This is a genomic window from Streptomyces sp. NPDC047315, assembly GCF_040643215.1.
GTDB lineage: Bacteria > Actinomycetota > Actinomycetes > Streptomycetales > Streptomycetaceae > Streptomyces.
In genome coordinates this window covers 79,678-91,980 of sequence record NZ_JBEYTZ010000022.1, presented here as the reverse complement: position 1 = coordinate 91,980, position 12,303 = coordinate 79,678, and the positions used below count along the sequence as shown (strand labels likewise).

At 72.1% G+C, this 12,303-nt stretch carries 13 protein-coding genes; 7 read left to right on the top strand and 6 right to left on the bottom strand.

The annotated features are described in order from the left end of the window. Positions 1-83: 83 nt before the first annotated feature. Genes ABZ842_RS24675 through ABZ842_RS24665 form a run of 3 tightly spaced genes read left to right on the top strand, consistent with a single transcriptional unit; the run spans position 84 to position 3,366 of the window. Positions 84-1,238: a helix-turn-helix domain-containing protein gene (locus ABZ842_RS24675; RefSeq protein WP_361540524.1), complete on the top strand. Its 1,155-nt coding sequence runs from the start codon at positions 84-86 to the stop codon at positions 1,236-1,238. Further along, positions 1,235-1,867: a transcriptional regulator gene (locus tag ABZ842_RS24670; protein ID WP_361540521.1), complete on the top strand. Its 633-nt coding sequence runs from the start codon at positions 1,235-1,237 to the stop codon at positions 1,865-1,867. The genes ABZ842_RS24675 and ABZ842_RS24670 overlap by 4 nt, the downstream gene beginning before the upstream one ends. Then, positions 1,864-3,366 (top strand): pyruvate, phosphate dikinase, encoded by a 1,503-nt coding sequence (locus tag ABZ842_RS24665; protein ID WP_361540518.1) that lies wholly within the window; start codon positions 1,864-1,866, stop codon positions 3,364-3,366. Before ABZ842_RS24670 ends, ABZ842_RS24665 begins: the two co-directional genes overlap by 4 nt. A gap of 28 nt (positions 3,367-3,394) precedes the next feature. On the opposite strand, the gene ABZ842_RS24660 is transcribed toward ABZ842_RS24665, so the two are convergent. Together ABZ842_RS24660 and ABZ842_RS24655 are read right to left on the bottom strand one after the other, a co-directional pair. After that, the gene (locus ABZ842_RS24660) at positions 3,395-3,982 is read right to left on the bottom strand and encodes a histidine phosphatase family protein (protein ID WP_361540515.1); all 588 of its coding nucleotides are present in this window, start codon (positions 3,980-3,982) and stop codon (positions 3,395-3,397) included. 27 nt (positions 3,983-4,009) lie between these two features. Then, positions 4,010-4,969: an NmrA family NAD(P)-binding protein gene (locus ABZ842_RS24655; RefSeq protein ID WP_361540512.1), complete on the bottom strand. Its 960-nt coding sequence runs from the start codon at positions 4,967-4,969 to the stop codon at positions 4,010-4,012. A 104-nt stretch (positions 4,970-5,073) separates the two neighbouring features. On the opposite strand from ABZ842_RS24655, the gene ABZ842_RS24650 reads away from it, so the two are divergent. Then, positions 5,074-5,673 (top strand): helix-turn-helix domain-containing protein, encoded by a 600-nt coding sequence (locus tag ABZ842_RS24650; protein ID WP_361540509.1) that lies wholly within the window; start codon positions 5,074-5,076, stop codon positions 5,671-5,673. A gap of 25 nt (positions 5,674-5,698) precedes the next feature. Here the strand turns inward: ABZ842_RS24650 and ABZ842_RS24645 are convergent, their stop codons facing one another. Continuing rightward, positions 5,699-6,475 (bottom strand): methyltransferase domain-containing protein, encoded by a 777-nt coding sequence (locus tag ABZ842_RS24645; RefSeq protein ID WP_361540506.1) that lies wholly within the window; start codon positions 6,473-6,475, stop codon positions 5,699-5,701. Between the two features lie 37 nt (positions 6,476-6,512). Here ABZ842_RS24645 and ABZ842_RS24640 point away from each other — a divergent pair, with 37 nt between their 5' ends. After that, positions 6,513-6,977, top strand: coding sequence for a MerR family transcriptional regulator (locus tag ABZ842_RS24640; RefSeq protein ID WP_361540503.1), 465 nt, complete (start codon positions 6,513-6,515; stop codon positions 6,975-6,977). 25 nt (positions 6,978-7,002) lie between these two features. Here ABZ842_RS24640 and ABZ842_RS24635 read toward each other — a convergent pair whose 3' ends face one another. Further along, a complete protein-coding gene (locus tag ABZ842_RS24635; RefSeq protein ID WP_361540500.1) occupies positions 7,003-7,887 on the bottom strand; it encodes an aldo/keto reductase family oxidoreductase in 885 nt (294 codons plus the stop codon). A gap of 139 nt (positions 7,888-8,026) precedes the next feature. Between ABZ842_RS24635 and ABZ842_RS24630 the strand changes: the two genes are divergently transcribed. Both ABZ842_RS24630 and ABZ842_RS24625 read left to right on the top strand, forming a co-directional pair. Next, positions 8,027-8,419 (top strand): helix-turn-helix domain-containing protein, encoded by a 393-nt coding sequence (locus tag ABZ842_RS24630; protein WP_361540497.1) that lies wholly within the window; start codon positions 8,027-8,029, stop codon positions 8,417-8,419. A gap of 289 nt (positions 8,420-8,708) precedes the next feature. Continuing rightward, positions 8,709-11,597 (top strand): FG-GAP-like repeat-containing protein, encoded by a 2,889-nt coding sequence (locus tag ABZ842_RS24625; RefSeq protein WP_361540494.1) that lies wholly within the window; start codon positions 8,709-8,711, stop codon positions 11,595-11,597. A 100-nt stretch (positions 11,598-11,697) separates the two neighbouring features. Here the strand turns inward: ABZ842_RS24625 and ABZ842_RS24620 are convergent, their stop codons facing one another. Both ABZ842_RS24620 and ABZ842_RS24615 read right to left on the bottom strand, forming a co-directional pair. Then, entirely contained in the window at positions 11,698-11,967 is a 270-nt protein-coding gene (locus ABZ842_RS24620; RefSeq protein WP_361540491.1) for a hypothetical protein, read from the bottom strand. A gap of 36 nt (positions 11,968-12,003) precedes the next feature. Further along, the gene (locus tag ABZ842_RS24615) at positions 12,004-12,246 is read right to left on the bottom strand and encodes a hypothetical protein (protein WP_361540488.1); all 243 of its coding nucleotides are present in this window, start codon (positions 12,244-12,246) and stop codon (positions 12,004-12,006) included. Between the last annotated feature and the right edge of the window lie 57 nt (positions 12,247-12,303).

Sequence of the window (12,303 nt, the reverse complement as noted above, 5' to 3'; positions counted from 1 at the left end):
CACCCATTTGAGATGTCGACACCATCTGGATGGTGTGCGTATTCTGATCGCCTCGACGGGGCACGACGGGGAGGGAGTCGGGTGTGGCTCGACTGACGCGGGTCCAGCAGCAGGCGCGTACGCGCGCAGCGGTTTTGGTGGCGGCCCGGGAGGAGTTCATCGCGCACGGCTACGCCGCGGCGAAGGTCGACCGGATCGCGGAGCGCGCGGAGCTGACGCGCGGCGCCGTGTACTCGAACTTCCCCGGCAAGCGGGCGCTGTATCTGGCGGTCCTCATCGAGCTCGTCGAACTCGTCGACGGCGTCGCCCCCGCGCAGGCCGCTCAGCCATCAGCGCAGCCGCCCGCCCGGCCCCCCGCTCGGCCGCCGGCGTCGTTGGCTGATGCGCTGGGGGCGTTCGCCCGCACGTGGCTGGAGCGGCTGCCGTTGGTCGACGACACCGCGGCCGGTGGGCGCCTCCAGCTCCGCTCCTTGGTAGGGGTGTTCGACGACGAGCGGGGGCGGGCGGCGCTGGCGCAGCTCGCCCACGTGGAGGCGCTGTTGCTGGGCCTCGCGCTGGAGTCCGGTGTGCCTGGTGAGGCGCCGGGGCGGCGGGTGCGGCTGGCCGAGCTGGTGCTGACCCTGCTCGGCGGCGCCGGCTTCCTGGCCGAGACGGCGCCGGGGTTCGGCGACCCCTTCGACCGGGCGCGCGCGTGCGAGCACCTGGCCCGGCTCGACCTCGCCGACCGCTGGGAACCCTCGTACCTGCCCTACGTCGCCCCCGCCGAGACGTGCCGGGAGCCCTGGTCGCCGCCCGCGGGGCTGACGGACCTGCTCACCGGCGAGCCGGTCGACCTCGGCGCCGACGGCCTGGTGGCGGTCCTGGGCGCGGGCCGGCTCGCCGCCGCGGAGGAGGCCGTGCGCTCCGCCCGGCCCGGCGACCGCGTCACCGTCGTCGTGGCCACCGACGACCCGGCCGAGACCGGCAGTCTCGTACGGCTCAGGGTCAGGGACCTCGCGGCCTGCCTGCGTGCCGTGTTCCCGCCCGAGAGCTGGCAGCGGCTTCGGCTGGTGGTCGACGGCGGGGCGGCCGTGGCGTCGGCCGCAGGGCTGGCGGCCGAAGGTGACGAGGAGGAGGCGGCCGTACGCATCCGGGGCGGTGCGATCGTCGCCCGCGGTCACGGGCGGGGCGCGGCCCACGCCGTATCAACTGCACCCATCACGCCCACTGTTGGGCCGTCTCGGAGGACCGAAGCGTGATCGAACCCCTGGGTACCGACTGCGGCACCGACGACGCGTCGGCCGTGCTCCACGCCCTGCGCTGCGGCGGCTTCGCCGGCCTCACCCGCCTGTCGGCGGCCACCGGGCTCCCCGAGCCCGCGGTCGAGTCCGAGCTGCTGGACCTCGCGGTCGCCGGCCTCGTCACGCACCTGAGCGGGGACTTCGGCGGTTGGGGGCTGACGGACGCCGGCCGCGCGGCGGACGCCGAGCGCACGGCCCGCGAGCTGGAGTCGACCGGCGCCCGCCCCGCGCTCCTCGCCGCGTACGAACGCTTCCTCACCCTCAACCCCGAACTGCTCGACCTCTGCACTGCCTGGCAGCTGCGCACCGTCGACGGCGTGCCGACGGCCAACGACCACCGGGACCCGACGTACGACGCCCGCGTCCTGGACCGGTTCCTCGACCTGCACCTGCGGGCCGCGGTCGTCGTCGCCGAGCTGATCGCCGCGCTGCCCCGCTACGCCGGCTACGGCGTCCGGCTCGCGGAGGCCCTCAACCGGGCCGTGGCGGGCGAGTCGGGGTATCTGACCGACCACACCGCCTCGTACCACACCGTGTGGGCGGAGCTGCACGAAGACCTTCTCGCCACCCTGGGCATCCCGCGGTGAACCCGGGTGGTGCTTCGACGAGGTGGATCCGCCCGCTGTCCGCGGAGGTCGAGGAGCCGGCGGAGGTGCTGGGCGCGAAGGCGCGGGGACTCGTGGAGCTCCGGCGCCTGGGGCTGCCGGTGCCCGCCGGGTTCGTCGTCACCACCGAGGCGTGCCGTGCGTTCCTGCGCGACGGACGCCTGCCCGACGGGCTCACCACGGAACTGGGCGCCGCGCTCGGCGACTTGGAGGCCGCGACGGGACGCCTCTTCGGCGGGGCGCGCCGCCCGCTGGTGGTGGCCGTCCGCTCCGGGGCGGCCGTCTCCATGCCCGGCATGATGGACACGGTCCTCAACCTGGGCCTGACGGAGGAGACGACCGCCGCGCTCGCGACCGAGACCGGCGACGCGCCCTTCGCGCACCGTGCGCGGCAGCGCTTCCTGTCGACCTTCGCGGCTGCGGCGGCGGGCGGCGCCGTACCCGAAGAGGCGGCCCGCCAGTTGGAACTGGCGCTCGCCGCGGTGTTCTCCTCGTGGCACGCGCCGCGCGCCCGCACCTACCGCGAACTCCACGGCCTCCCGCACGACCTCGGCACCGCGGCGATCGTGCAGACGATGGTGTTCGGCAACCGCGACGCCCGCAGCGGCTCCGGGGTCGCCTTCAGCCGCGATCCCAACACCGGGGAGAACGTCCCGTACGGCGACGTCCTCTTCGGCCACCAGGGCGACGACGTCGTCTCCGGCCGCACCCCCACCCACCCGCTGCACCACCTCGCAGAGCGCGCCCCCGCCGTGTGGAGGGCCCTCACCGCCGCCCTGCGCCGCATCGAGGAGCAGCTGCGCGACGCGGCCTACGTCGAGTTCACCTTCGAAAGCGGCGAGCTGTGGTTCCTCCAGGCCCGCCCGGGCCGCTTCACCGCGGGCGCGGCCGTGCGCGTGGCGACGGACCTCGCCGACGAGGGCACGATCACCCGCACCGAGGCGCTGCTCAGGGTCTCCCCGCACCACCTGCGCCACGCCCGCACCCCCCGCATCGCGGCCCCGTCGTCCGCCGACGTCGTGGCCCGTGGCGTGGGCGCCTGCCCCGGGGTGGCCGTCGGCCGGGTCGCCACCACCACCGAGGCCGCGATCCGCATGGCCGCGCAAGGCCCGGTCGTCCTCGTCCGCCCCGAAACCTCCCCGCACGACATGCCCGGCCTCGCCGCAGCCGCCGGCATCCTCACCGCCCGCGGCGGCCCCGCCAGCCACGCGGCGGTCGTCGCCCGGGCCCTGGGCAAACCCGCCGTCGTCGGCGCATCCCCGACCCCCGGCGCCCGCCCCCTCGACGAAGGCACCCTCATCACCCTCGACGGCACGACCGGCGACGTCGCCCTCGGCACCCCCCGCCTCACCACGACCGAGCCCAACGCCTCCCTCGAACGCCTCCTCACCTGGGCAGACGACATCTCGGGCACCCACCCGACCCACGACGACCTCCACCGCCTCACGGCGGCCCACGAGGCCCTCCGCGCCGAGAGCTGACCCGCGCTCCGTAAGGCAGGCCCTGGCCCTACGGCCGCACGCCCGGACCGAAGCCCGTCCAGCGCAGGCTGGGCGGGAGGTGGCTCATGTCGTTGTACGTCAGTACGCGCGGTGCCGCGCCGTCCGCGTAGTCGATCGCCGTCAGCGCGGTGTTTCCGCAGCTGAGGCCCAACCACCGCACTGGTGGCGCGTCGAGGGCGTGGCGGAGCAGCCAGGACACCTGGTAGGCGTGGGTGACCAGGACCTCGTGGGTCTCCGACGCGGCGGGGCGGGCGAAGCGGGCGGTGAGGGCGTCCGCGAGGCGGGAGCCCTCGGCTGCTTCGGCCCGGTCGTACCCGTCGAAGAACCCCGCCCAGGGCGCGGGGATCTCCGTCGGGACGTACGGGACGTGGTCCACCAACTCGGCCGCTTCCCGCACGGGTATGTCACCCAGGCGCTCGCCGACGATCCGCGCCGAGCGCACCGCGCGCGGGAGCGGCGAGTGCCACACCGCGTCGACCGGGAGGGCGGCGAGGCGCTCCGCCAGCAGCTCCGACTGCTGCCGGCCCGCCTCTGTCAGCTCGCCGAACGCGTCGGCCATGCCGTGCCGCACCACGTACAGATGCCGGGTCGCCATGCCGTCCTCCCCGATGTGCGAGGCGTCCTATTGCGCGGGGGACAGGTGCTTCCGCGCCCACTCGTCGAAACGGGTCAGCGGGATGCCGAGTTCCCGCGCGAACTTCGGATGGGCCGGCGGGTCGAACACGTTCTGCCACGCCTGGGCGGGGAGCAGGAACTCCGGCATCCCCGCGGCGAGGATCTCCTTGTCCGTCGCGGCCAGTACGGGCGGGGGGACGTCGAGGGAGCGGGAGACGACGTCGGCGATCTCCGCCACCGACAGGCGTTCGCTCGCCAGCTCCAACTCCACCCGGTGGAACCGCTCCGGTGCCGCGATGGCCGCGGCGGCTGCCGCGCCGATGTCGTCCGCCGCGACGAGAGGCAGCACGGTCTTCGGGGCCAGGGGCGTGACGAGGCCGCCCTCGATGCCGCGCGGGAAGAGGTAGCCCGCGGACGGGAGGGCGTTCTCCATGAAGAAGCCGGGTTTGATGAGCGTCCAGTGGGTGAAGCCGGCCGTACGGACCGCTTCCTGGATCGCGGACTTGGCGGCGTAGTACGGCTCCAGCGGAGCCCAGCGGCCCTCGGCCCAGCCGGGAGCCCGTGTGTGCTGGTCGGCGCCGGTGACCGAGGTCTGCACGAACTGCGGTACGCCCGCGGACTTCGCGGCCTCGATCAGGTTCAGGCCCTGGGCCACCTCGCCGTCGAAGTCGAATCCCTGGTCGTTGAGGGGCAGCTGTACGGAGAAGACGGCGCGGGCGCCCTCGGCGGCCCGGGTCAGGGACTCGCGGTCGCGGAGGTCGCCGACGACGAGCTGTGCGCCGAGCGCTTCGACGGCCTTGGCCCGGTCGGTCGACGCGTCGCGCACCAGCGCGCGGACGGGGACGCCCTGCGCGAGCAGGGCGCGGGCGGTCGCGCCGCCCTGCTTGCCGGTGGCGCCGGTCACCAGGACGGGCGCGGAAGCGGTGGCGGCTTCGGTGGCTGCGGAAGCTGCGGGATCTGCGGACATGGCTCTCCTCAGGAGTGGGCGTCCAATAAGTGGCGGGCCCCGCCGTTTACGTTTCGATACGATACGGCGGAGCCCGCCACTTAGCAACGCCGGAGGTGAACGCCATGCCGATGCCGCAGCAGCCCGAGCGCTCTGAGCGTCCCGAACGCCAACGCGCCGACGCCCGGCGCAACTACGCACGCATCCTCGCCGTGGCCGAGCAGGAGGTCGCCGCCCACGGCGCCGACGCGTCCCTGGAGAAGATCGCCCGCACCGTCGGCGTCGGCTCGGCCACCGTGCGCCGCCACTTCCCCACCCGCCGCGCCCTGCTGGAGGCCGTCGCCCAGGAGCGCATCACGGCCCTCGGCGCCCGCGCCCACGACCTGGCCGACCACGACGACAGCCGCGCCGCGCTCCTGGAGTGGCTGGGCGAGGTCGTCGAGTACTGCGTCTGCGCGCGGGGCCTGGCCGCCGCCCTGTCGTACGACTTCGCCGAGACGGACCCGGTCCACGAGAACAGTTGCGCGGCGGACCTGGAAGCGGCGGCGGCCCCGCTGCTGGACCGCGCCGTACGCGATGGCCGGGCGTCCCCGGACGCCACCCCCGCCGACCTGATCGCCCTGGCGGTCGGCATCGCGCTGGCGACGGCCGGCCACCCCGACCCCGCCGCGAGGGCGCACCGGTTGTTCCAGCTCACCGTCGCGGGGATCAGCCCGCAGCGCTGACGCCGACGGCGCGGCCCCGGACCGCTCAGGCGCTGGCGGAGGCGGAGGCGACGAAGAACGGGATCGCGGCGAGGAAGCGCCCGGCCTCGGCGCGCCCGCGCTGTTCGGCGAGCCAGCCGTCCGCCCGGTCGCGGTCGACGGCGCCGCTGGCGCAGGCCGGCTCGGCGAGCCGCGCGAGCAGCGGCAGCATCGCGGGATCGGTGAACACGCTGGTGTGCACTTCGACGGCGACGTCGTCGAAGCCGCCGGCGAGCAGCAGGCCGCGGTACTGCCGTCCGGCGCGGGGCGCGCCCAGGAGGTCGGCGCGGGCGTGCACGATCGTCCGGGTGAGCGCCGCGTCGGCAGAGTCGATCATGATGGCGTCCCAGTCCTGCCCGACCAGCACGATCCGGCCGCCCGGGCGCAGGACCCGGCGCGCTTCCGCCACCGCGCGCGCCGGCTCCTGGAGCAGGTGGAAGACCTTGTCGGCGCGGTAGCCGCGGACGCTTCCGTCGGCGAACGGCAGTTCCTCCGCCCCCGCCTCCCGGAACTCGGCCGCCGGCCACCGCCCCCGGGCCGCGGCCAGCATCCACGGGCTGGGGTCCACGCCCACCGCGCGGACGCCCTGTTCGGCCAGTTCGCCCGCGGCCCGACCGGCGCCGCAGCCGACGTCCACGACGGTCGACCCCGGGGCGAGCCGCAACAGCTCGTAGGAGCGGACCCGCAGCCGGGCGGCGCTCGACAGCCGGTCCGCAGCGTCCAGGACCCCCAACAGGGCTTCGGTGTCGCGGTGTTCAGCCACCGCTTCCTGATTCTCAGACATGTTGGACATGGCCGCCATGCTGCGACTTAATGTCGATATGAAGTCAAGCGGAGGCGGAGGCGGTGACAGCGGCGAAGGTGGTGCTGGCGGCGGTGTCGGCCGCGGCACGTTGAGCATCGGCGCCATCGCGGCGCGGTTCGGCCTGGCCACGCACGTGCTGCGGCACTGGGAGGCGATGGGGCTGCTGCGCCCCGTACGGGACCCCGGCGGGCGCCGCCGGTACGGCACGGACGACCTCACCCGCGTCGCGACGATCCTCATCATGAAGGAGGCCGGTTTCGACCTGACCACCATCGGGAGGTGGCTCGGAACGAGTGACCGCACCACCCGCCACGAGATCCTGCGCCCCGCGGCCGACGAACTCCGGTCGAGGATCGCGGCGGCCCAGGCGTCGTTGGAGCTCGTCGAGGGCGGCCTGAACTGTGAGCACGAGGACCCCGCCCAGTGCCCGAACTACCGGCGGTTGATCACTGAGCGGGCCGGCCCCGGAGCGGTTCGCTAGCCGGCCGGCTCCGTTCAGGCTTCGTTCAGGGCTTCGCCCGGCGACCGATGTCGTTCAGCTCCGCCACGTCCTCGTCGGAGAGGGCGAGCCCGGCGCCCGCGACGTTCTCGCGCAGATGCGCGGTGGAGGAGGTGCCGGGGATGAGCAGGATGTTCGGCGAGCGCTGCAACAGCCACGCCAGCGCAACGGACATGGGCGTCGCCCCCAACCGGCCCGCGACCCGCGAAAGGGCCTCGGACTGCAGCGGCGTGAAGCCGCCCAGCGGGAAGAACGGCACGTAGGCGATGCCGTCGACGGCGAGTTCGTCCACCAGGTCGTCGTCGTTCCGGTGGGCGAGGTTGTACATGTTCTGCACGCATACCACCGGCGCGATGCCGCGCGCCTCGTCGACCTGCTCCGCGGTGACGTTGCTGATGCCGAGGTGCCGGATCAGCCCCTCGCGCTGGAGCCCGACGAGCGTCTCGAACGCCTCCGCGAGGGAGCCGGCCCGGGGGCTCTGTGCGTCGCCCATCCGCAGGTTGACCAGGTCCAGGACCTCGACGCTGAGGGATTCGAGGTTCTCGTGGACCTGCTGGCGCAGGTCTTCGGGCCGCCGGGCCGTGGGCCACCCGCCCTCGGCGTCGCGGTTCGCGCCCACCTTGGTGGCGATGAGCAACGACTCCGGGTAGGGGTGCAGCGCCTCGCGGATCAGCCGGTTCGTGATGCGCGGCCCGTACGCATCGCTGGTGTCGACGTGGGTGATCCCGAGCCCGACCGCCTCCCGCAGCACGCCCAACGCACCGTCGCGATCGGCCGGCGGCCCCATGACCCACGGGCCGGCGAGCTGCATCGCGCCGTACCCGAACCGGGTGACGGTCGCGTCGCCCAGTGTCCAGGTTCCACCGGGGAGGGATGGGGAGGACGTGTGCATCGTGGCGCCTTTCGTCTCGTTCTGCTCGTTCCGGGGGTGGCGGCTCCGGCCTCTTGTGCACCAGTGTTGGAGAGTTGCTTCCTGCCGGGAAGTAGGCACTCTGAAGTGTGTAACTAACTGAAGGAGAGGTACGAGGCCGGTGACGAATACGAAGGCGGAGTACAACGCGTTCCTCGCGGAGTGCCCCAGCCGCCAGCTCCTCGACCGGATATCCAACAAGTGGGCCGTGCTGATCCTGTGCGCCCTGGGCGGCGACACATCCGCCGCTCCGCAGGCGATGCGCTACTCCGAACTCGCCCGCCTCCTGGTCGGCGTCAGCCAAAAGATGCTGACCCAGACCCTCCGAGCCCTCGAACGCGACGGCCTCCTCACCCGCACGGTGACCCCCACGGTCCCCGTCACCGTCACCTACGAACTGACGGCCCTCGGCCTCTCGCTCCACCACCTGACGCGCGGCCTCCGGCAGTGGGCGCAACACCACATGCCCGAAGTCCTCACCAACCGCGAGAAGCACGACGCCCGGGCTTCGTGAGAGGAGCGGAGAGGGAAGGAGGGGATGAGGAAAGGAGGGGACGGTGGACGTGGAGCGGGAGCGCTGGGAGATACGCCCTGGAGGCTGATTTCCAGCCACGCCCACCCTGATCGCGCCATTGTCCGCGCGGGAGACAACCTCTGTCGCCCCTTCCCCCTAAGGACGTGAGGGGCCGCCAGGCCCCGACCGGATCCGGCAGGAAGGGTTTCCTTTGAGACACACCGACAGAACGACCGCGGCTCCCGCCCGCCCACCCCGCCCCAAACGGCAGCGTCTGCCCCTTCGCGCGGTGGTGTACGCGCTGGTGACGGCGCTCGTCGCGGGGCTGCTGAGTGCGGGGGCGGTGCTGGCTGGGGCCGGGGCCGCCGTGGCCGCCCCGGGTGGTCCGCCCGCCGCCTTCTACATTCAGAACGTCAAGAACGGCTTCGCCCTCTCGGCGGCGAGGGACAACGTCGACAGCCGCCCCCCGAAGGGCAACGAGGACCATCAGCAGTGGGAGTTCGTCCCGCAGTCGGACGGCTCGCACTGGATCAGGAGCACCAGCCGCGACGGCCAGTGCCTCGGGCGGAGCAACGCGAACGCCTGGCCCAGTCTCGTGGGATGCGGAAACGCCTCGGGCAACTGGTGGCTCCAGGGAATCGCCGGCGAGAAGTACTCCCTCCACACCGGCCCGGGCAGCGCCGAGCGGCTGGCCGCCGGGCAGGTCACGGACGAGGAGGTGGCGTGGCCGATCTTCAGCACCGCCACTGACGAGACCGCCCAGTGGTACGTCACGCCCATCGACCCGCCGAAGACCCCGCGGACCGGCGACGACCTCACCGATCCCACCTTCGACCAGCTCACCTTCCTCACGACGCACAACGCGTTCCAGAACACCGAGGACATCCCCGGGGTCATGGGCCCCGCCCAGCCGCATTCGATCGTCGGGCAGCTCAACGACGGCGTGCGCGGCCTGATGATCGACGTCCACAACCACCACGGAACGATCGGCGTCTGCCACAAGCCGTGCTCGTCCCTCGAAATACGGCCGCTGGAGAACGTGCTGGCGGACATCACGCAATGGCTCAACAGGCCCGACAAGCGGAATGAGATAGTCACCCTCTTCATCGAGGACCGGGTCTCCGCGGCGCAGCTCAAGTCCGCTTTCGATCACCCGTCCGTCCAGGGCGCGCTCAGCAGCCTGATCTACAACCCCCGCCTCGAACAGGTCCACGAGAACGGGTGGCCCCGCCGCTCGGAGATGATCAACGACAACAAGCGCCTGATCGTCTTCTCCGACAAGCACGACGACGAGAACGCGGCCCGGGAGGGCTTCGGGGTGATGTCCGGCAAGGACTGGACCGTGGAGAACTACTGGTCCATGGGGCCCGGGCTCGGCAACTCCAACTGGAGGTGCTTCAGCCGGTGGCACGACGTTCCCCTGACCAAGGAGGAGCCGAAGTTCCGTCGGTTGTTCGTCATGAACCACTTCCGTGACGCCCCGCTCGCCCCGACGTACACCAACGACAACTCGAAGCTCCAGAACCGGGCCGAGCGGTTCTGCATGCCCGCCGCCCGCAAGAAGCCCAACTTCCTCGCCGTCGACCAGTACAAGAACGGCGACCCGACCCCGCTGACCACCGTCGCCAAGCTGAACGAGTACACGTACCACGGCGACACCCCGGGCCAGGGCGGAACCCAGCCGCCGTGGCAGATTCCCCGGCTGGCCGTGATGCCGATCGGCGACTCCATCACCCAGGGCGTGGGCAGCAGCACCGGCAACGGCTACCGGGACTACCTGCGCAACCACCTCCAGGGACGGGTGGGCACGCTCGACTTCGTCGGTTCCCTCCAGCACGGGAACATGCCCGACCCTGACCACGAGGGGCACTCGGGCTTCCTGATCGAACAGGTCGCCGCGGACATTGAGTCATGGCTGTACGCGGCCAAGCCCAATGTGATCACGCTGCACCTCGGCAGCAACGACATCAACCGCAACCACGAGGTCGCCACCGCGCCCGCGCGTCTGGGCAACCTGATGGACCGCATCCTGGCCGTCGCCCCGGACGTGACCATCCTCGTCGCCGGCATCGTGCCCAACTACCGGCAGGCGGTGGGCGACCGGGTGAATGCCTTCAACAACGCGCTACCGGGGGTGGTCGCCGCACGCCAGGCGAACGGCTTCAAGGTGTTCCAGGTGAACTTCCCGCGCCTCAAGGTCAATGACCTGCCCGACGGGCTCCACCCGAACGACAACGGCTACCGGAAGATGGCGCGGGGCTTCTACGACGTGCTGGCCCGGCCCGAGGTGCGGGGCGTGATCACCGAGAACGTCACGGTGGCGCCCGCCCCGCCGGGAGCGGGCCTCACCCTCGGCGACCAGGACGTGGACTTCGACGCGGACGGCCGCGCGGACTATCTCGTCGTCGGTACGAACGGCAGCGTCCGGGCCCTGCTGAACCGTGGCGGTGACAACCGTGGCGGCTGGGAGGATCTGGGCCAGGTTGCTTCCGGGTCTTCGCAGTGGACGGGCGACCAGGTCAGGTTCGCCGACTTCGACGCGGACGGCCGTACGGACTACCTCGTCGTTGGTACGAACGGCAGCGTGCGGGCTCTGCTGAACCGTGGCGGTGACGGTCGGGGTGGCTGGGAGGATCTGGGCCAGGTTGCTTCCGGGTCTTCGCAGTGGACCGGTGACCAGGTCAGGTTCGCCGACGTCAACGCGGACGGCCGTACGGACTACCTCGTCGTCGGCGCGAACGGCAACGCGCGTGCCCTGCTGAACCGCGGCGGCGACAACCGCGGCGGCTGGGAGAACCTCGGCCACATCGCCGCGGGCTCTTCGCAGTGGACCGGCGGTCAGGTCAGGTTCGCTGACATCAACGCCGACAACATCGCCGACTATCTCGTCGTGGGTGCGAACGGCAGTGTCCGCGCTCTGTTGAACCGTGGCGGTGACGGTCGGGGTGGCTGGGAGGACCTGGGGCAGATTGCTTCGGGTTCCTCGCACTGGACCGGCGGCCAAGTCCGATTCGGCGACATCAACGCCGACAACGTCGCGGACTACCTCGTCATCGGTGCGAACGGCAGCGTTCGCGCGCTGCTGAACCTGGGCGGCGACGGCCGCGGCGGCTGGCAGAGCCTCGGCTACATCGGCCTCGGCTCCCCGCAGTGGACCGGCCGGCAGGTACGCATCTGATCCACCCGGCTCCTGGCCCCGCGGCCAGGAGCCGTCGCCGGTCTGGGGAATCGACCTCCCGTCGCCCCAGACCGGCGGCACCGCCGCTGAGCACCCGCCTCTAGTCCTCGACGCCGTACGGGGAGCGCGGCGGGAGGTCCGGGAGTATGCCCTCCTGGCAGTCGACGGCGGTACGGGCCGCGCGCGCCGCCGCGGTCATCTCCTCGTCGGTCGCCTCCAGGTCCCGGTAGCCGTCGTCCATCGCGAGCCCGAGGAACCGCGTGAACGAGGCGCGCGGGGTGAGGACGACGCGGTGCGGGGCGTTGCTGTCCCAGAGCTGCACCATGCGCGTGCCGTCCGGCGTGACGTTCGAGGGTTCGATGTTCAGCAAGAGGCTCCTCCCTTCCTTTTGTCATATTCCGCTGCGTCATACCGAATGGCGGCTATTGGCATTGATCTCCGTGAGCGCGGGAGAGATCAGGTCGGCGGTGGTGGCGGGGCGGAGTTCGCTGGGCGGGGCTTCCCATTCGTATCCCCCGCGGGGAGGGCGGAGGTAGTAGCGGGTGGGGTACTTCGCCATGACCACGCCCACGCGTTTCATGACGACATCGAAAGCGAGTTCGCCTACGGCGAGTTCGGGTCGGGGAGCGGGTGCATTGTTCTCGGTCATATGCCACTCCTATTCGTATTGCCCCCCACTACCAAGCGAGTTCAGCGTGACCTACAG